15 protein-coding genes and 2 pseudogenes are annotated in these 18,465 nt (G+C 50.6%); 10 read left to right on the forward strand and 7 right to left on the reverse strand.

Features of this window, described 5'->3' with window-relative positions:
* Window positions 1–274: 274 nt before the first annotated feature.
* Both RS584_RS13610 and RS584_RS13615 read left to right on the forward strand, forming a co-directional pair.
* Window positions 275–1,444 (forward strand): efflux RND transporter periplasmic adaptor subunit, encoded by a 1,170-nt coding sequence (locus RS584_RS13610; protein WP_104876748.1) that lies wholly within the window; start codon window positions 275–277, stop codon window positions 1,442–1,444.
* Entirely contained in the window at window positions 1,441–4,632 is a 3,192-nt protein-coding gene (locus tag RS584_RS13615; protein ID WP_315748044.1) for a multidrug efflux RND transporter permease subunit, read from the forward strand. The genes RS584_RS13610 and RS584_RS13615 overlap by 4 nt, the downstream gene beginning before the upstream one ends.
* Window positions 4,633–4,687: 55 nt before the next feature.
* On the opposite strand, the gene RS584_RS13620 is transcribed toward RS584_RS13615, so the two are convergent.
* Entirely contained in the window at window positions 4,688–5,107 is a 420-nt protein-coding gene (locus RS584_RS13620) for an Rrf2 family transcriptional regulator (protein ID WP_109231158.1), read from the reverse strand.
* A gap of 29 nt (window positions 5,108–5,136) precedes the next feature.
* On the opposite strand from RS584_RS13620, the gene RS584_RS13625 reads away from it, so the two are divergent.
* A complete protein-coding gene (locus RS584_RS13625; RefSeq protein WP_306344578.1) occupies window positions 5,137–5,592 on the forward strand; it encodes a hypothetical protein in 456 nt (151 codons plus the stop codon).
* 327 nt (window positions 5,593–5,919) lie between these two features.
* Here RS584_RS13625 and RS584_RS13630 read toward each other — a convergent pair whose 3' ends face one another.
* A complete protein-coding gene (locus tag RS584_RS13630; protein WP_038807512.1) occupies window positions 5,920–6,825 on the reverse strand; it encodes an AraC family transcriptional regulator in 906 nt (301 codons plus the stop codon).
* A gap of 236 nt (window positions 6,826–7,061) precedes the next feature.
* Here RS584_RS13630 and RS584_RS13635 point away from each other — a divergent pair, with 236 nt between their 5' ends.
* The 4 genes from RS584_RS13635 to RS584_RS13650 all read left to right on the forward strand — a co-directional run bounded on the left by RS584_RS13635 (window position 7,062) and on the right by RS584_RS13650 (window position 10,121).
* The gene (locus tag RS584_RS13635) at window positions 7,062–7,805 is read left to right on the forward strand and encodes an SDR family oxidoreductase (RefSeq protein ID WP_315748045.1); all 744 of its coding nucleotides are present in this window, start codon (window positions 7,062–7,064) and stop codon (window positions 7,803–7,805) included.
* Between the two features lie 34 nt (window positions 7,806–7,839).
* Complete coding sequence (locus RS584_RS13640; protein ID WP_080895582.1) at window positions 7,840–8,607, forward strand: SDR family NAD(P)-dependent oxidoreductase; 768 nt, start codon at window positions 7,840–7,842, stop codon at window positions 8,605–8,607.
* Window positions 8,608–8,642: 35 nt separating this feature from the next.
* The gene (locus RS584_RS13645; RefSeq protein WP_038807488.1) at window positions 8,643–9,500 is read left to right on the forward strand and encodes an SDR family oxidoreductase; all 858 of its coding nucleotides are present in this window, start codon (window positions 8,643–8,645) and stop codon (window positions 9,498–9,500) included.
* Window positions 9,501–9,563: 63 nt separating this feature from the next.
* Window positions 9,564–10,121, forward strand: a complete 558-nt coding sequence (locus RS584_RS13650; protein WP_038807489.1) for a flavin reductase family protein — start codon at window positions 9,564–9,566, stop codon at window positions 10,119–10,121.
* A gap of 166 nt (window positions 10,122–10,287) precedes the next feature.
* Here the strand turns inward: RS584_RS13650 and RS584_RS13655 are convergent, their stop codons facing one another.
* Window positions 10,288–11,193 carry a LysR family transcriptional regulator gene (locus tag RS584_RS13655; protein WP_038807490.1) on the reverse strand — a complete coding sequence of 302 codons (906 nt, stop codon included), beginning with the start codon at window positions 11,191–11,193 and terminating at the stop codon, window positions 10,288–10,290.
* A 141-nt stretch (window positions 11,194–11,334) separates the two neighbouring features.
* On the opposite strand from RS584_RS13655, the gene RS584_RS13660 reads away from it, so the two are divergent.
* On the forward strand, window positions 11,335–12,264 hold the full coding sequence (locus RS584_RS13660) for an aromatic alcohol reductase (protein WP_080895583.1): 930 nt from the start codon (window positions 11,335–11,337) through the stop codon (window positions 12,262–12,264).
* A 21-nt stretch (window positions 12,265–12,285) separates the two neighbouring features.
* Window positions 12,286–12,484, forward strand: a pseudogene (locus RS584_RS13665) (DUF1471 domain-containing protein).
* A 580-nt stretch (window positions 12,485–13,064) separates the two neighbouring features.
* On the opposite strand, the gene RS584_RS13670 reads toward RS584_RS13665, so the two are convergent.
* Window positions 13,065–13,394 carry a YciI family protein gene (locus RS584_RS13670; protein WP_075324490.1) on the reverse strand — a complete coding sequence of 110 codons (330 nt, stop codon included), beginning with the start codon at window positions 13,392–13,394 and terminating at the stop codon, window positions 13,065–13,067.
* A gap of 102 nt (window positions 13,395–13,496) precedes the next feature.
* Between RS584_RS13670 and RS584_RS13675 the strand changes: the two genes are divergently transcribed.
* Window positions 13,497–14,390 (forward strand): LysR family transcriptional regulator, encoded by an 894-nt coding sequence (locus tag RS584_RS13675; protein ID WP_315748046.1) that lies wholly within the window; start codon window positions 13,497–13,499, stop codon window positions 14,388–14,390.
* Window positions 14,391–14,743: 353 nt separating this feature from the next.
* Here RS584_RS13675 and RS584_RS13680 read toward each other — a convergent pair.
* From RS584_RS13680 to RS584_RS13690, 3 genes and pseudogenes are all read right to left on the reverse strand, one after another.
* A pseudogene (locus RS584_RS13680) lies at window positions 14,744–14,914 on the reverse strand (L,D-transpeptidase); the annotation flags it as partial.
* Between the two features lie 58 nt (window positions 14,915–14,972).
* On the reverse strand, window positions 14,973–17,669 hold the full coding sequence (locus tag RS584_RS13685; RefSeq protein WP_315748047.1) for a cation-transporting P-type ATPase: 2,697 nt from the start codon (window positions 17,667–17,669) through the stop codon (window positions 14,973–14,975).
* Window positions 17,670–17,716: 47 nt separating this feature from the next.
* Window positions 17,717–18,148, reverse strand: a complete 432-nt coding sequence (locus RS584_RS13690; protein ID WP_003859525.1) for a universal stress protein — start codon at window positions 18,146–18,148, stop codon at window positions 17,717–17,719.
* Window positions 18,149–18,465: the final 317 nt, after the last annotated feature.

Raw genomic sequence — 18,465 nt, forward strand, 5'->3', positions numbered from 1 at the left:
TAGCAAATAAAAACAACTTTCTCGTGAAAGATTGCATTCACTTTAACGGAATTGAAAACATCACACGCAAAATATCATGTAACTTTCATGGTTTCATGTGATAAGCTAACTCACGTCCCTTGTAAAGTTACATGAGTTTATCTTTCCGATGCGAGTTTGCAACGTCTTATGGTGCGCGCACATCACAAAGTAACGCAGGTAAACGCTGTGACATGTAGGGGCCAACAAACAACTTAACTTTACCTTTATAACCACATGATTTTTGGAATGATTTATGACTGTATCGTTCAAACGTCGCATGTTGTGCTTAACCGGTACACTGGCTGTAATCGGGCTGTTCCTTTCAAAACAGAGCGTCATACCCGGCGCGTATGCACTTGAGACATCAAACTTTAAAACGGTGCGAACTACGTCCGCAGTTGTTCATACGGTAAACGACTGGGTCGAATTCTCGGGAAAACTGGAAGCCACCGATGAGGTCACTGTACGTTCAAAAGTTACAGGCTCGATTGTGGATGTTAAGTTCAGGGATGGTCAGTTGGTCAGGAAAGGCGATATTTTATTTATTATCGATCCAGCCCCTTATAAGACTGAACTGGCCCGGGCTCGTGCAGCATACGCGCAGGCAAAAGCGAAGCAGGACTTGGCATTGCTGGATCTGTCCCGGGGTAAAAAACTTATCGGGACCCATGCTATCTCACAGCGCGATTATGACGTTCTGAACAATGCCGCTCGGGAATCGAAAGCAGCCAGGGAGATTGCCGAAGCTGAGGTCGAGAGCGCCAGGCTCAGCGAAAGCTATACCCGGATCACCGCACCGGTAACTGGCCGTATTTCCAGAGCAGAACTGACAGTCGGTAATCTGGTCGCAGCCGGTATTGACAGTCCAGTTCTTGCATCCATTGTTGCTCTTGATCCCTTGTATGTCGCTTTTAATGCGGATGAACGAACCTATCTTAATTATATCGACAAGCTTTCAAATAAAGACAAACCTGAAGTGCTGGTAGGACTGGCCGATGAAAAAGATTATCCACATAAAGCCATTCTTCATTCTGTGGATAATCATCTCAGTACTGAAACCGGCACTATCAGGATGCGCGCACTTCTTGATAATCCATCATCAAGGTTGCTTCCCGGTTTACAGGCCCGGGTCAGACTCCAGGCAAGCAGATCTTATACAGCAGTATTGATTGATCAGACACTGATCCGCACCGACCAGGACAGACGCTATGTTCTGGTAGTCGGAAACAATGACAAAGTTGAATATCGCCCCCTCGAACTGGGAAACAAACAGGGGGAACTGATTGTTGTGAAAAAAGGCCTCAATAAGGGTGACAGAGTTATTTCCGGTGGGGCGCAGTTGGTCAGCCCCGGTGAAACAGTCGTTGTCAGCAAAGATGAATCCCCTTCTTCAAAATCCCGGGAAGGAAATAAGTCATCATGAAAGTATCAAAATTCTTTATCGACAGGCCGGTTTTTGCTGGAGTACTGTCTGCGTTGTTCATTCTGGCAGGGATTATCGCCATATTTCGTCTACCGGTATCGGAATACCCACCGGTTGTCCCCCCATCCGTTATCGTTCATGCCCAGTATCCTGGAGCCAATGCCACCACGATTGCACAGACGGTTGCAGCTCCAATTGAGGAAACTGTGAACGGCGTAGAGAATATGCTGTATATGCAGTCACTTTCAAATGAGGATGGCAATCTCTATCTGACAGTGACCTTCAAACTGGGCACAGATCCCGATCAGGCTCAGCAATGGGTGCAGAACCGGGTGTCGCAGGCTCTGCCCCGGTTACCTGAAGATGTCCAGCGACTGGGTGTCACAACGAATAAAAGCTCGCCGAATATCACACTTGCCGTTCATATGATATCGCCTGATGGCAGATATAACGATAATTACATCAGTAATTACGCCATACGTAACATCAAAGACCAGCTCTCGCGTATTGAGGGAGTTGGCCAGGTATCAGTATGGGGCCCCGGTGGTTACGCGATGCGAATCTGGCTTAATCCTGATGCTATGGCTGCTCGCGGACTGACGACATCAGATGTCGCCTCTGCTATCCGTGAACAAAACGCCCAGTCACCAGTGGGAAGCGTTGGCGCAGCCCCTATGGCAGAAGAAACACCGTTACAGTTGTCAGTTAATGCCAGCGGTCGGCTTAAAACGGCTGAAGAATTTGGCAACATTGTGCTCCATGCCCGACAGGATACCAGAACGACATTATTGAAGGATGTCGCCCGTATTGAACTGGCCGCTGAAAATTATGCCATGCGTACTTACCTGGATAAAAAGCCTGCGGTAGCGCTGGCCATACAGGAGTCTCCGGGCGCAAATGCTCTGGAAATTGCCTCACAAGTAAGTCGCACAATGAACGATCTGAAAAAACAGTTCCCTGAAGGACTGGATTACCAGATAGTTTATAATCCAACCAAATCAGTCAGGGCGGGTATAGAAGCTGTGCTTCATACTCTTTTTGAGGCCATACTCCTCGTGGTACTGGTTGTTTTTCTTTTCCTCCAGACCTGGCGAGCATCAATCATTCCTCTGCTGGCTGTTCCCGTTTCGATAACCGGCACAATGGCATTTCTGTACCTTTTTGGGTTTTCAATCAATGCCCTGAGCCTTTTTGGCCTCGTCCTGGCTATTGGCATTGTCGTTGATGATGCCATTGTTGTTGTTGAAAATGTAGAAAGAAACATAGAAAGAGGCATGACGCCATATCATGCCGCCTGCAAGGCTATGCAGGAAGTCAGTAGTCCCATTATTGCGATCGCGCTGACGCTGAGTGCCGTATTTGTTCCGCTGGCTTTTATGAGTGGCCTGACCGGAAGGTTTTATCAGCAGTTTGCAGTGACAATAGCAGTTTCAACAATTATCTCCGCTATTAACTCCCTTACGCTCTCACCGGCTCTCTCTGCCATGCTGCTGAAGCCACGTGATTCAGACAGCGACTGGCTTACGCGCATTATGCATCGTAGTTGTGGACGGTTCTTTACGGTTTTCAACCGCCTGTTCAACAGTAGTGCCAGGCGATATGAAAAAGGTGTTGGCGCGCTTGGCCAGCGCAAGATTCTGATTATGGTGATTTATGGCATTCTGCTGGCAATCACGCTGTTCCTGGGCAGGTCTGTTCCCGGGGGGTTTATCCCTGCTCAGGATAAGGAATACCTTATCAGTTTTGTGCAGCTTCCTGCTGGCGCATCATTGTCCAGAACAGACCGGGTACTGGAAAAAATGAATGAAATAGCACGAAGTGAGCCAGGAGTATCTTCCACATCTTCTTATGCTGGATTGTCTGTAAACGGCACCACCACAAGCCCTGGTTCCGGTCTGACATTTGTCCTCCTCAAGCCTTTTGAGCAACGGCCAGGCATCAGCGCAGATGATGTTGCCGCCTCTCTGAATGCCAGATATCGGTCACTTCCCGGCGCAGATTTTGCGGCCGTTTTCCCGGCACCACCCGTTATGGGTCTGGGTTCCCTGGGGGGATTCAAATTGCAGCTTGAAGACAGAGGAAATATCGGTTACGACGGAATGGCCGAAGTACTTCGACGCTTTCAGGCAGAAGCAGCTAAATCACCTGTGCTGACGCCACTTTTTTCAACGTACCAGAATAATTTTCCACAAATTAATGTCGATATTGACCGTAATCGCGCCAAACAACTTGGGGTGAACATCAGTGATATCACTGAGACATTACAAACCTATCTTGGCTCATATTACGTAAATGATTTCAATATAATAGGTCGTGTATATCAGGTAAGAATGCAGGCTGACGCAGAGTTCAGGGCAACCCCGGAGGATATACTGAAACTACAGACCCGAAATGCCGATGGCAATATGGTACCGCTGTCTGCCATAGCCCGTATTGAGCCGACACACGGTCCTGAGCTGGTTACCCGTTATAATGGTTTTACAGCGGTCGATCTTAGTGGCGCGCCTGCTCCGGGCTATTCTTCAAGTCAGGCGATGGAAGAGATTGAACGTATAGCAAAGAAAACGCTACCACCCGGCGTAGAGTATGAGTGGACAGACCTGACCTACCAGCAAATTCTTGCAGGCAACAGTGCCGTCTGGATTTTCCCACTCTGTGTATTCCTGGTATTCCTGGTGCTGGCTGCCCAGTATGAAAGCCTTACGCTCCCTTTGGCTGTCATTATGATTGTTCCAATGAGTATCCTTTCTGCACTTACCGGGGTGTGGCTCACTCATGGGGACAATAATATCTTTACGCAAATTGGATTTATCGTCCTGGTCGGGCTGGCATCTAAAAATGCCATTCTTATCGTTGAATTTGCCCGTGAACTTGAACTTTCAGGTAAGTCTGCCTGTGACGCAGTGAAGGAAGCATGCCGTCTCAGGCTGCGTCCTATTCTGATGACCTCTCTGGCTTTCATCATGGGTGTAATCCCCCTGATGGTATCGCATGGAGCAGGCGCTGAAATGCGTCAGGCTATCGGGATATCGGTATTCTCTGGAATGCTTGGCGTCACCCTTTTTGGCTTGTTTATGACTCCCGTGTTCTACCTGTTAGCCCGACAAATATCAGGGAAACCACTGCACTCGGCCACTTTACCGGACGCACCTGAGGAACGGCCGGTAACAGAACAGGCTTCAGACTAAAAATTCATGATGACCTTTCAACAGCCGGACACTATATGATGCCCGGCTGTTGAATTTATTTATGTTTAAGGACTTCCGGCACAAGCTTATCAAGGGTAAGTTCAGCAAAGCGGTTCGTAATCAGACGTCTCGCCTCTTCAAGCGTATCACTTATTTCATTGTTAACTGCATCCTCTATCAGGCATTTGTCATGCTCAGTCGCCCAGCCTATTGAAAAAAGTTCAGTGCTGCCAATAGCGTGGAAAACCTGAAGGAGAGTGATGTCTCCGAGAGGTTTCTGGAGTGTCCAGCCACCTCCATGCCCTTTTTCAGAATGAATGATACCCGCCTGTTTGAGCCCCTGGAAAAGGCGTCTGACCACAACCGGATTCGTATTAATCATCGAGGCTATATCTTCGGAGGTAACGGGATCGCGGATTTTATCCATATGTATCAGCACGTGTAATGCACGGGACAGCCGATGGTCTTTTCTCATTTTTAATCCTGTTTGCTGCGGAATTTCTTATGAAACTTTCGTTGTTGCATAAGTGGTGGGATATCATGTATCTTATACTATTACATGATATCCATACAGAGAGTATTTTTATGTCATTCGAAAATGTGTCAGAACAGTTATGGGTCTGCCTCGTCATTGCACTGATGTCCAGTTGCATTTCAATCACCGTCACACAGCAGGAAATGTTTCGCCCGTTGCGTGAATGGATGGTCAAAAAAAATGCCATGATAGGCTACCTTTTCAGTTGTTTTTATTGTTTTAGTCACTGGGTGGTTTTTGCCGGTGTTGCAATTTACAGGCCCGTTCTTGTTCATTCAGGCTTCTGGTTAATTGACCTTGCGGTTACGGCATTCTTTACCATCGGTTTAACGGCCATGTTCAGCGGGATCATTCTGAAAGTGATGAGAAACGCTATTGCCAAGGCGATTGAAGAAAAAGAAATGAAAGACAAGCTGGGTTTGTAACTCGAATGGAGCCTGAAAACCTGGTGATGAAAGCAGGACGGTTAGCCCGGCAATCTGCGCATATAAATGGCAGGACTGCTTTACGCTTTCACACCAGGTTTTGCGATGTTTTTACATTCGTCTTCCACGCAGCTCACAGATGTACAGGTACAAACTGGTTCTGGCTGCCGGTGTTGATGTGCCGGCAGGTGTTGCTGACATTTTTGTTACGAACGAAAATCCCACAGGTTATTCAGATAAACTTAATATCAGCATGAACTGTTAGCGTCCTGGCGTCTCAGTCCGGTTTGCAGTGAACGTTTGCGCATGAATATCGACAGTTGCAGATTAGTGTGTCGACGTCGCTGCTTCGAGTTGCGCAGGTTCCATCAGTGCGAATGCTGTGCGCATTTTACGCGTCTCCTCTCCGGGGCTGCGACCAAACAGTCTTTTGAACTCCCGATTGAACTGCGACGCACTTTCGTAGCCGACCCGCGCTGCTGCCCCTGCTGCAGTAACGTTGTCCCGTATCATCATCAGTCGCGCCTGATGAAGACGCACTGACTTGATGTACTGGATGGGAGAAGTCGCCGCAACGGCTTTGAAATGCGCATGAAAAGCCGGTACGCTCAGGCCAGCTTCGTGCGCAAGTGAAGCCACATCCAGTGGCCGGGCGTAATCGAGGTGGATACGCCGTAACGTACGCGCAATACGTCCAAAGTTGCCATGACAGGCCAGCGCAGCACGAATGGCTCCGCCCTGTTCACCCAGCAGAACACGAAAAATCAGCTCTCGCACAATCCCCGGCCCCAGAACCCGCGCTTCAAGTGGTGAAAATAATACCTTCAGAAGACGAACTGTCGTATCTGCCAGCGTGTCGTCAAGTGGTGTGGAGACAATGCCAACGGGTGAACCTGATGCAGTGGCATGGTGATCGACAGCCATAACCAGGTCTGCCACCGCTGTCATATCCAGACGAATGGACACAGCAAGCAAAGGCTCTGCCGGGCTGGCATCTGTCTCGCTTGAAAATGGCAGAGGTACTGACAGCACCAGGTAGTGCAATGGGTCGTAGTGGTAAACCCTGTCAGCCAGGTAACCTCTTTTGTGCCCCTGACAGACAATAACAATGCCTGGTTCGTACAACACGGGGGTACGCCCCAGTGCGCCGTCAGCACGCATCAGACGCACGCCATCCAGCAACGTACGGGTGTGACCTTCATGTGGGGCGAGCTGGCAAATCATAGCCGCCATTTCGGACTGTTGAGATATGGAGGGCAATCTTTCTGGCATACAGCAGACCTGCTAATTGAATTTAATGATTATATTTTCACTCCCTGCATGCTTAAAAATCAATAAAGAAAATAGGATTAGGCAATGATGCAAGAGAGTCAGGCCTGTCGTCGTATATGTCCTCTCTTTATGATACCAGCCTGTTTGATATTCCAATGACATTCCCTGTCCCGCCCGGTGACAGGCAAGGAGGAGTGATGAAAACAGTGGTATCAGAAACGTCTAAAGTGGTCATTCTTACCGGTGCCAGTAGTGGTATAGGTGAGGCCACAGCCCGTCATCTTTCCCGGAAGGGGCATCATTTGTTTATCGGTGCCAGACGTATTGAAAAACTGACCGCACTGGCGACAGAGTTGCGGGCAACGGGGGGTAATGTTGATGCCATGGCAATTGACGTCACACGACCAGAAGATTTGCAACGCATCGCAGCCAGGGCGCTGGAGAAGCACGGACGCATTGACGCGCTCATAAATAACGCTGGCGTTATGCCACTCTCACCGCTGGCAGTGTTGAAGGTCGAAGAGTGGAACCGCATGCTGGATGTCAATGTTCGGGGCGTTCTGCACGGGATAGCCGCCGTCCTGCCGATCATGCAGGAGCAGGGTTATGGTCACATTATTAACATTGCCTCTACAGGCGCGTATACGGTCTCGCCCACAGCCGCTGTCTATTGCGCCAGCAAGTTTGCCGTGCGCGCTATTTCTGACGGGCTTCGGCAGGAGACCGACGCGATCCGGGTGACGCTGGTCAGCCCGGGAGTGGTCGAGTCAGAACTTGCCGATCATATTACGGACGAAACAGCCCGGGCTGCCATGCGCGAATTCCGGCGCATCGCCTTACCTCCGGAGCCCGTGGCGCAGGCAATCGCTTATGCCATTGAACAACCCGCTGACGTTGATATCAGCGAGCTCATCGTCCGCCCTGTGGCCAGTCCTCATTAACCGTAAACATGTTTTCATTTATTCAGGAGTGTTCATGTCAGAGTCAGGCTCTTTTTCCAGGGCTATGCCCTTTGCAGGCCGTGTTGCGATCGTCACCGGTGCCGCCAGCGGTATCGGCCTGGCGACCGTCGAACTGTTGCACCGCCAGGGCGCACGTATCGTCGCAGTTGGCCGGGGGGATAATGTCAATGCGCTTGCACGCGAAGGCGTTGTCCCTGTTGTCGCCGACGTGACTCAGGAAGCCAGTGCGGAACTGGCCGTGCGGACTGCAACAGAACAGTTCGGTCGCCTCGACGTCTTAATCAACAACGCAGGCATCATCATCAACCAGCCGGTGGCAGAAATGACGCTCAGGGAATGGAACCAGGTCATGGCTGTTAATGCCACAGGCGCATTCCTTTTCTCAAGGGAAGCCATGCGCCCAATGATGGCGGCAAAATCGGGTGCAATCGTTAATATTGGTTCTTACGCCTGTTATCAGTCTTTTCCCGGTATCGCCGCCTATGCAGCTTCCAAGGGGGCGCTGGCACAGTTAACCCGTACACTCGCGCTGGAGGCTATCGCTCACGGTATTCGTGTTAATGCAGTCGGCTCCGGAGATGCGGTGACAAACATCACGAATACAATCCAGCCCGACGGGCAGGCATATCTGGCAGAGCATGGTCGTAAAGCGCCTGTTGGTCGTGCAGCCCACCCCGATGAAATCGCAGAAGTCGCAGCCTTTCTGGCGTCAGACAGGGCCAGTTACATTGTCGGCGCAGTAGTTATGGCCGACGGTGGCATGAGTGTCGCCATTCAGTGATGCAATTCATTTTTCAACAACAGGAGTCTCCATCAATGCAACAACAAACCTCCCCTGCAAAAGTCTGGTTTATCACCGGCGCTGCTCGTGGTATTGGCCTTTCGCTGGCACGCCAGTTACTTGCACGAGGCGATGCCGTAGCCGCAACCTCCCGCACCCTGACCAGTCTGCGTCAGGCATTTGGCGACGATAACGCGCGACTGCTTTCGCTGGAGGTGGACCTGGTGAACGAAGTCAGCGTTCAAAAAGCCATCGACAGCACCATTGCCGCCTTCGGGCGCATCGACTGTGTGGTCAACAATGCAGGCTACGGCCAGCAGGGCACCATTGAAGCATTAACCGACAGCGAATTGCGTCGCAATTTCGATGTTAACGTGTTTGCTCCCCTGCATGTACTGCGCCATGCCCTGCCGCATATGCGTACGCGGCGCAGCGGCCATATCTTCAACGTGGCGTCGATCGTGGGCTTTCAGGGCGGTTACGCGGGCTGGGGCAGCTATGTCGCCAGCAAATTCGCACTGGCCGGTCTGACCGAAACCCTGGCGGCCGAACTGGCCGAGCTGAACATCAGAGCCACAGTGGTCTATCCTGGACCGGTGCGCACCGGGTTCCTGTCGAAGGAGACGCTGGTCGTGGCCCAGCGCACAATCGCTGACTATACCGAAGCTCAGGCCTCGCTGGACCTCCATCTGAACGGTCTGGACGGCAAACAGGCGGGCAATCCTGATAAAGTCGCTTCTCTGATACTGCAGGCGGCCAGTGCTGACGCCCCACCCGTGCATCTTTTTGCAGGTAAGATTGCCAACACTCTTGCTGAACAAAAAATGCATGCAGTGAGTCAGGACCTTGATGTCTGGCGAAGAGCGTCAGACGCCACGGATTTTGAAGAGTAATAACCCATTCCCCGGGGACATGTGAACCACACTGTCCCTGATTTTCTTTCTGGAGGATATCTCATGCATGACAGCCTGCCTGCGGAAAAAGCGTACCGTATTCTTGAAGCTGGTCCCGTTATTCTGGTGTCCACCAGGGGGACAGATGGCCGAACGAATCTGATGACCGCAGGTTTCCACATGATGATGCAGCATGCCCCACCGCTGGTCGGTGTTATTATCGGCCCCTGGGATTACAGCTATCAGGCGCTGTCAGATACCGGGGAATGTGTTCTGGCTGTACCGCCAGCCGGGATGGCAAAGGCCGTTGTGGACATCGGTAATTGCTCGGGGGAAACAGACGACAAATTTGCGCGTTTCGGCCTGACGCCCGTCGCCGCGCAATCGATCAGTGCGCCTCTGGTAGATGAATGCCTGGCTAACCTGGAGTGCAGAGTGGTGGATGACCGCCAGGTGCGGCGCTATAACCTGTGGGTGCTGGAAGTTCGGCGGATTTGGCTTGACAGCGCATGGCAGGAACTGCGCCTGCTCCACCATCAGGGCGACGGCCGTTTCAGTGTCGACGGAGAGATGCTTGACCTTAGTGACAGGATGGTAAAATGGCGCGACCTGATGAACTGAATGTTGTTCCATTCTGACTACAAGCGCTTGCTGGCAATACATCACCGGTAAAAGCCGGTAATGTATTGTCATGAAAAAGGACGCAGGTCTTGTGATCCATCCCGTAGCAGGATCTTACGGCCAACAGAATGAAAATGTACGCTAAAAAGTTAACTCTCTTTTTACTTTACTGACGATTATCCGGGTGACTTAACATCGTTCTGCTCCAGTCATAAAAAGCGCGAACTGACGGTGGTATATACCGGCTATAGGGGTATACCAGGGATAGCGGTAATTCAGAGGTGCTGTTCTCCAGACAGGAGACCAGTTCCCCGCTTTGCAGGTACGGCATAGCCAGATAACTGGCGACACGGATTAACCCAACCCCCTCTATCCCGGCCTGAATATAGGCATCGGTATCGTCAACGATTAGCACCTCTCTCATACGGATCGCCCGATCCCCACCATCAAGGGTAAAAAACCATTCAGTTGTGCGTCCGGTGCGGTGATTCAGATAGCCAACCGCGTGATGCTTTTCCAGTTCATCCAGTTTTTGCGGCTTGCCGAAAGCATCAATATAAGACGGCGCGGCCAGAACTACCCAGGTAAAACCAGGCAGTGGGCGGGCAACCAGGGTTGTTGAATCTTCGATCCTGCCAGTACGGATCACGCAGTCATATCCTTCCCTGATGATATCCTCAACATTATCGCTTGAGCACAGCATCACTTCCAGCCCGGGGTACTGGCGGAGAAACGACGGGAGTCCGGGGATAATGCAATGTCGGGCGAGGGACTGGGGCATCCCCACTTTGAAACGGCCTCCTGGCTGCTCAGATCGGGCGGGAAAAGACGACTCCATGGCCGCAATATCCGTCAGGATCCTTTTGCATTCGTCGTAGTAGCGCAGGCCCTCCGCCGTGATGCTGAGTTTGCGGGTAGTACGCTGCAAAAGCTGGATACCAAGCCAGGATTCCAGCTCCCGGATAACCCTAGAAACCGTAGAGCGTGGCAGACCCAGCACTTCTGCCGCTCTTGCAAAGCCATGAGTTTCCACCACGCTGACATAGACCTGCATTGCTGCCAGTTTATCCATCCTACCCTCTTGCCTGTAGATATTGATTATCCCGTCAGAGCGAACAGTCTAACCCGGTTTAGGGATCTTATCGAACGTACATCATCGCCCTACACTTTCTCCCGGACACTGAACACGGCTAAAATAGTATAAGGAACTAACATGGCAGAGCATAAATTACACTCAGGTGAAAAAATACTGGTGCTGGGCGCAGGACAACTCGGGGCGGCTGTACTGCAGCATCTGCTCCCCGCAGTCTCTCAGCGAGAAGGCACTGTGTGCGTTATCGTTTCGCCTCGTGCCAGGGATGAACAAGGTCAACTGCGCGCTTCCACGCATCAAAAATATGTGGATGCCGAAGCAAAATTAATCCCTCTGGACATCGCCGACAGCACGATGGACGCCCTGAAGGATCAGTTTAAAGAGTTTGATACCGTTATCAATTGTATGGGGTTTGTTGCAGGCGCAGGCACCCAGATAAAAATCACCCGCGCAGTACTGGAAGCCGGAGTTAACCGCTACTTTCCATGGCAGTTTGGTGTTAACTACGATGTCGTCGGCAAAGGCAGCGGCCAGCCGGTCTGGGACGAACAGTATGATGTAAGAACCTTACTGCGAGAACAACACAACACCGAATGGATCATTATCTCCACCGGTATGTTTACCAGCTTTCTCTTCGAGCCTGCATTCGATGTGGTGAATTTATCCGCACGGACTATCAATGCGCTGGGGGGATGGGACACACAGGTTACAGTAACTTCTCCGGAAGATATCGGCCGACTCACCACCGACATTTATCTACATCAGCCGCGTATTGCCAACGAAGTGGTGTTTGTTGCAGGAGAAACGACTTCCTATGGTGAACTGGCAGAAACGGTCGAGCGAGTGACACAACAAACCTTTGTAAAAAAGGTTCTGACCCTGCCGACCCTGCTGGAGGAATTGCAGGCCAGCCCGGATGACCAGATGCTTCGCTATCGTGCGGCCTTCGCCCGAGGAGACGGTATGTGGTGGCCGATGAACGACACCTGGAACGTGCAGAATAATATTCCCACGCAGAATATCGCAGCCTGGCTTAAGTCATGCATTTAATTATTAATCAAGGGATTATCAATGAAAACTACCATGACGTTGTTATTCGTCTCTATAGTCCTGCCTTTTTCAGTCTGTGCTCAAACCGTGACGGCAACAGGCGATACGGAGCAGACGGAAGAAAAAAATTCGCCAGCAGGCTGACAGGGATTATAAAATCACCGAAGCCCGCATGGGAAATAAAGTACATATCACAGCAGAAAAAGTCCTGCCGGAATAAATAGATCTGGGTGAAACAGCCCCTTGAATTTACCAGGTATGGCTGTCGACGCAGTCAAGGATATTTATATCGTATTACATACTGGAGGTTTTTATTTTGATTCGTCAATAAATTTATAAAGTATAACGGGTGGGTAACTGAGAGTTTTACCGTACGTGTCAGGTAAAACTCCCCCACCATCATGTACAGCAACTCCAGTCTCCCCCCCTGCAGCAGTACTTGCGGATACCTAGTTCAGAAAATTGCGAATGACTTACACACCCGGCATATCTGAATGACCTGTTCTGAATTCCTGGGGACTGCTTGCAGGCAGATATCATTGCGTAACTAAAAAAGTCATATAAGATTTTGTCCTAAATAAAATCAGGATGTAAGGTGCCTGTTAAACAAAATAACGATTTAATGGAAACCAAATAATGTTTAGTTCTGTAATCTGATAATTTATAATAATTTGTACGGTTGTGAAATTTAAAAAATTACCGTCAGGTAGAGAGGCGAGTAACTGGCGTGGCTACTCACCTCACACCCGATATATGAATACTACAGGATACTGATAGTATTTTTCTCGTGGCTCAAATTTTCAGCCAATTAAGTCCTGCAACTCACTGACCGTATTGTGGCTTGAGTACCTGTCAAGCAGACCAAACAACGGGTCCCATTCATGGATTTCAAGTTTAGCGATGAGACCTTCACGAGCAAAAGGGTCCGCACTGATCATGGACTGGACTTCATCGCGCGTCTCAGCCCTGAAAATAAGAAATCCCGCCCGCAGCGGCGTGTTTTTGAGCGGACCGGACGCTAACAGTTTGCCCTGTTCTATCAGCCCTTTCAGATAAATCACATGCTCGCGCACAAAGGTATTCCACCCGGTGCCATCCGGATGGTCCATTCTGACAATATAAATGTGCATCGTTTTTGCTGTCCTGTTCATGAGACAAAAAATAAGCATAATAAGTATTAGCAGTTTTTAAAATTCGCCAATATTGAGTTCTGAAACAACCAGGAGTAGCGAATGCTGGATAAACTTACCGGAATGCGGGCCTTCGTTGTTGTGGTTCAGACAGGCTCTTTTGTTGCGGCCGCAGACCGGCTCGATATGTCGCCTCAGATGGTGGCCCGCCATATCGCCACACTTGAGAAGCAGCTTGAAACGCGCCTGCTTAACCGAACGACGCGCAGGCAAAGCCTGACGCCGGCAGGCTCGCTGTACTACAGGCGTTGTGAAACAATTTTACAAGCCATCAACAGTGCAGAACGGGAAGCAAGCAGTTCGAGTGCGATTCTTGCAGGTACGCTACGGCTGAATGCGCCGGTAACATTCGGCCGTTATGTCTTAGTGGATTTTTTGAGCATATTTCTTGAGCGTTATCCGCAAATGCGTATTGAACTTATTCTTTCTGATGACGTTATTAATCCTGCTTCAGAAGATTTTGACCTGGTGATACGCATCGGCGAGCTTGATAAGAAACTCAGACTTGCGGCAAAACCGTTTCCTGCGTACCGATTTATTGCATGCGCTGCTCCTCAATACCTGGCAAAGTACGGTCATCCAGAACAACCTTCTGATCTGAAACATCATGAGTGTCTGGTTTTTGCACCTTGGTCTGCGGGATTAAGCCATTACTGGCCTTTTTCCAGCAGTGAGGGATATGCGGAAGTGATGGTAAACTCTCGCCTGGCTATTAACGACTGGGGAGCAATCCTTGAGGCGGCATTAAGAGGTACTGGCTTGCTATTTGGTTATGAAAAGGGACTTGAACGATTTATTAAAATGGGAAAACTCGTTCCTGTTCTGGAAGATTTTAATATTCCCCCTCGGGAAATGCATTTATTGTATGACCCTTCTCGGGCTAAAGAAAACCGGTATAAAGTTTTTATTGACGAATTGTATGAACATCTTAGCTAATTATTCCGCTAAGCCTTTTAATAACAGCAATCTCACTTAGGCATCACTGCTGTCAGTCAATTTCACTGCAGATGCGCAATAGCCTATCTCATTGGGCTATTTATTTTGCCATTAGGAACGAACATTCACCTGAAATCTGAGATGAAATTTCTTTTTTATTTAAGACACCTGACTTGTCTTGAAGTAAGGCTATCTCCTCTGTTCAGGTGGTTAAATTCAATCTGCCATTACAAAACCAGCAGAACGGTGTTAGAAGTGAGGGATTTTTGAAGTGCCCCCCTCCCTGGACATTCTCAGAATGGGCAGTACCTGCAATTTTATCCGTTGGAACAGACATCTGACTTAAACCGGTGTCCGTGCTGCGCTGCAAACGCTTCGAGCGGCAGAGTATTGCCCTCAGGCACGGTGATGGTGATCGGCGCCCCCACCAGGCGGCTGCCCTCGGGAGGGAGGGGGTAGGTTACAGCAGATGCAGCGGGAACCAGAATACCAAGCGTAAAAACGAACGAGGCAAATCGAATCATAGTGTTCTGTACTCAGTCAAAGAGAAAGCCTGCCGGTGGGCAGGCTTAGCCTACTCATTCAGTCATCTTTCGTCGTGCGCCATCTCCGGGTAAGGACTTTTTCTGCTTCAACAATCATGAACATCGCAAACCCAATCAGGAAGGTAATGATCCAGTAGCGGAACGGTAGCGCTTCGGTACCGAACAGCATTTGCATGAACGGCGCATAGATGATCAGAAGCTGAAGGGCCAGAAGTACGCCGCTCACGATCCATATCCCCTTGTTAGCCAGCAGACCTTTACTCAGGGAGAAGCCGTCGGTGACGCGGCAGTTGAGCATGTAAAACCACTGTGCGGTGACCAGCGTTTGCAGCAACACGGTGCGAATGAACTCCGGTGAGTAGCCGCGTGGTTGCAGCCAGGCCTCCAGCACAAAGGCGCTGATGGCAATCATCAGGCCGACAAACACCACTCGCCAGATTGCATAACCGTCCATCACATGCAGGTTTGACTTACGCGGCGGCCGGTTCATGATGTCCTTCTCACCCGCTTCAAACGCCAGGCCAAACGACAGCGTTGCCGAGGTTGCCATGTTCATCCACAGGATCAGTACCGGCGTTAGTGGGATCAGGTTCCCCGCCAGCAGGGCAATAATGATCAGCAAGGCCTGGGCGATGTTGCTCGGGATAACGAACAAAATGGTCTTTTTCAGGTTGTCGTAGACCCGACGCCCTTCATGGACCGCCCGGGCAATGGTGGCAAAGTTATCATCCGTTAACACCATATCGGCGGCTTCTTTGGTGACTTCAGTACCTTTGATCCCCATCGCGATGCCGACATCCGCCCGCTTCAGCGCAGGCGCATCGTTCACCCCGTCCCCCGTCATCCCGACCACTTCCTGCTTACTTTGCAGCGCCTGCACCAGGCGGAATTTATCTTCCGGGCTGGTGCGGGCAAAGATATCGTATTTTTGCGCCGCCTCGCTCAGCTGGTGATCGTCCATCGCCTCCAGCTCGCGCCCGGTAATGGCGCTCGCCGCGTTGCCAATACCCAGCATCTGTCCAATGCTCATCGCCGTTTGTGGATGATCCCCGGTAATCATTTTCACGCGAATGCCCGCCTGCAAGCAGTCGGCAATGGCCGAAATAGCTTCCGGGCGCGGGGGATCCATCATGCCCGCAATGCCTAGCAGTATGACCCCTTCTTGCAGATCCGCATGCGTCAGCTCGCGCTGCCCGCTGGCAGCCGGTTTCCAGGCCGCAGCCACCATGCGCAATCCCTCGCGCGCATACTCTTCAATCTTCTCTTCCCAGTAGTGCAGGTTGAACGGCTCCAGCCCGTTTTGGGTCTGCTGGTGCTGGCAAAGACGGAAAAGGACGTCCGGCGCACCGGTGATTAACATCACCTCTTCGTCGCCCAGGCGATAGAGGGTGGACATGTATTTATATTGCGAATCAAATGGGATTTTACTGCGCAATTCGGCGTCAATTGCCGGAAGCGGAATTTTGGCCGCCAGCACCTTCAGCGCGCCTTCGGTAGGCCCGCCGGTGATTTTCCACAGCCCCTGCTCATCTTTGATCAGCTGGCTGTCATTACAGAGATCGACGGTGCGCAGATAGCGCTCCAGCACAGATCCCGGGTTCACGGTGACCGGTGTCGGATCGTCAACGGTGTGAATAGTACCCACCGGCTCGTAGCTGTCTCCGTCCACGCGGTAGGTGGTGTCCGCGGTAATCACCGCTTTTACCGTCATCTCATTCATGGTCAGGGTGCCGGTTTTATCCGAGCAGATAACCGTCATCGCCCCCAACGTTTCCACGGTTGGCAGCTTGCGAATAATCGCCTTGCGACGCGCCATCGCCTGCACGCCCAGCGAGAGGATGATCGAGATAATGGCCGGTAATCCTTCCGGCACCGCCGCCACTGCAAGGCTAATCAACGACAGCACCAGCTCTGATACGGGCATATCACGGAAGATAAGACTGAAAACGAACAGCGCCAGCATCATCACCAGAATGGTGATAAAAATGGTCTTGCCGAGCTTGTCCATTTGCACCATCAACGGGGTACGGTGTTTTTCAATGTCTGACATCATCTGGTTGATATGGCCGAGTTCGGTCTCCCCACCGGTCGCCACCACCAGCCCTTTTCCCGCGCCGGAGCTGACGGTGGTGCCAGAATAAAGCAGGTTGTAACGGTCGCCTAACGGCAACTCCCCGTGGAGCGCATCGCTGCTTTTCTCCACTACCGTGGATTCGCCGGTGAGAATAGCTTCTTCCACCCGCAGATTGTGCGCCTCTGTCACGCGAAGATCGGCAGGAATGCGATCCCCGGCGCGTATCACGACGATATCTCCGGGCACCAGTGCTGTCGTCGGGATAGTTTCATGGTTGCCCTGCCGGATGACCACAGCCTCGCTGGAGAGCATATTGCGAATACTTTGCAGCGATTTCTCCGCATTGCTCTCCTGAATATGGCCAATCAGGGCGTTAATGATGGCTACCCCAAGAATGACAAACATATCCACCCAGTGTCCCATTATCAGCTTCAGCAGCGCCGCCGCCAGAAGGACGTAAATAAGGACATCGTTGAAATGGGCCAGAAAGCGCAGCCAGCCAGGTTTACCCGGTTTTTGCGGTAAGGCATTTTCACCGTATTTTTCCAGCCTGGCGGTGGCTTCTGTACTGCTAAGTCCGTCGAGGCTGGATTGGATATTTGTCAGGGTTTCATCAACGGTTTGTTGATAATACGGACGGTGAGGCTTTTCTGTTATCATCGTTCCTTCCTCGGGTTCTTTTCAGAAATCACCTTGCTTTCATGACATTAACGAATAACGAAAACAGGAACATGCGCGTAACGAACGATACTCGCCGCCTCTGACCCTAATAAATGAGTTTGAATATTTGGATTACGCGATCCCACAATAATCGCACCGACGTTAAGTTCATCGGCCAGTTTGATTACCTCATCACGTATATTCCCGCTGCGAACATGTAGATGGACATTTGCTTCCGGCAGGTTGATTTTCTTTACCAGCGCAGCCAGTTTTTCTTTAGCATTATTAATCATATATTCATCCATCTTTCTCGCGTCTGCAATAAAACCGCGGGTCAGTTCCGCCGAGAACTTTGGCATAACGTACAGCAGATGGACATTACCCGATGCGCTTTGCGCCAGGAATTGGGCATGCTGTAGCGCTTTATCAGACAATGCTGTTTCGTATACATCCACCGGCACCAGAATCGTTTTATACATATCAAGCATCCTTTTTATAACCAACACAACAGTGAGTGAATCAGGAGAGATCGCATCAAACCCATGGGTACAGGCGTGAATGCCTTTTACGGAAAAAAAGGAATGAATGCTATTAAACGTAGCACAGGAATATCAGGATGTTATTCAAAGGGGATACACCATCGTAACGCTTGTTTCGCCTGAGTATGTCACGCCACTAATAATGGTTATTTAACATTTATTTATTCACCGACTATGCTCATAGTCAGGCATGCAACACGTTTATTCTCTTTATCCCGCGCCACCTTCAACCTCATGGAGGAATGCATGTACGGTTT

The organism is Enterobacter sp. DTU_2021_1002640_1_SI_PRY_ASU_LCPMC_013, assembly GCF_032389435.1.
In the GTDB taxonomy this organism is placed as follows: domain Bacteria; phylum Pseudomonadota; class Gammaproteobacteria; order Enterobacterales; family Enterobacteriaceae; genus Enterobacter; species Enterobacter hormaechei_C.

Excerpts from the sequence above, each read along its gene's own strand:
- RS584_RS13610 (WP_104876748.1), top strand. The coding sequence starts at position 275 with ATGACTGTATCGTTCAAACGTCGCATGTTGTGCTTAACCGGTACACTG.
- RS584_RS13615 (WP_315748044.1), top strand. The coding sequence starts at position 1,441 with ATGAAAGTATCAAAATTCTTTATCGACAGGCCGGTTTTTGCTGGAGTA.
- RS584_RS13620 (WP_109231158.1), bottom strand. The coding sequence starts at position 5,107 with ATGAGAAAAGACCATCGGCTGTCCCGTGCATTACACGTGCTGATACAT.
- RS584_RS13625 (WP_306344578.1), top strand. The coding sequence starts at position 5,137 with ATGAAACTTTCGTTGTTGCATAAGTGGTGGGATATCATGTATCTTATA.
- RS584_RS13630 (WP_038807512.1), bottom strand. The coding sequence starts at position 6,825 with ATGGCGGCTATGATTTGCCAGCTCGCCCCACATGAAGGTCACACCCGT.
- RS584_RS13635 (WP_315748045.1), top strand. The coding sequence starts at position 7,062 with ATGAAAACAGTGGTATCAGAAACGTCTAAAGTGGTCATTCTTACCGGT.
- RS584_RS13640 (WP_080895582.1), top strand. The coding sequence starts at position 7,840 with ATGTCAGAGTCAGGCTCTTTTTCCAGGGCTATGCCCTTTGCAGGCCGT.
- RS584_RS13645 (WP_038807488.1), top strand. The coding sequence starts at position 8,643 with ATGCAACAACAAACCTCCCCTGCAAAAGTCTGGTTTATCACCGGCGCT.
- RS584_RS13650 (WP_038807489.1), top strand. The coding sequence starts at position 9,564 with ATGCATGACAGCCTGCCTGCGGAAAAAGCGTACCGTATTCTTGAAGCT.
- RS584_RS13655 (WP_038807490.1), bottom strand. The coding sequence starts at position 11,193 with ATGGATAAACTGGCAGCAATGCAGGTCTATGTCAGCGTGGTGGAAACT.
- RS584_RS13660 (WP_080895583.1), top strand. The coding sequence starts at position 11,335 with ATGGCAGAGCATAAATTACACTCAGGTGAAAAAATACTGGTGCTGGGC.
- RS584_RS13670 (WP_075324490.1), bottom strand. The coding sequence starts at position 13,394 with ATGCACATTTATATTGTCAGAATGGACCATCCGGATGGCACCGGGTGG.
- RS584_RS13675 (WP_315748046.1), top strand. The coding sequence starts at position 13,497 with ATGCTGGATAAACTTACCGGAATGCGGGCCTTCGTTGTTGTGGTTCAG.
- RS584_RS13685 (WP_315748047.1), bottom strand. The coding sequence starts at position 17,669 with ATGATAACAGAAAAGCCTCACCGTCCGTATTATCAACAAACCGTTGAT.
- RS584_RS13690 (WP_003859525.1), bottom strand. The coding sequence starts at position 18,148 with ATGTATAAAACGATTCTGGTGCCGGTGGATGTATACGAAACAGCATTG.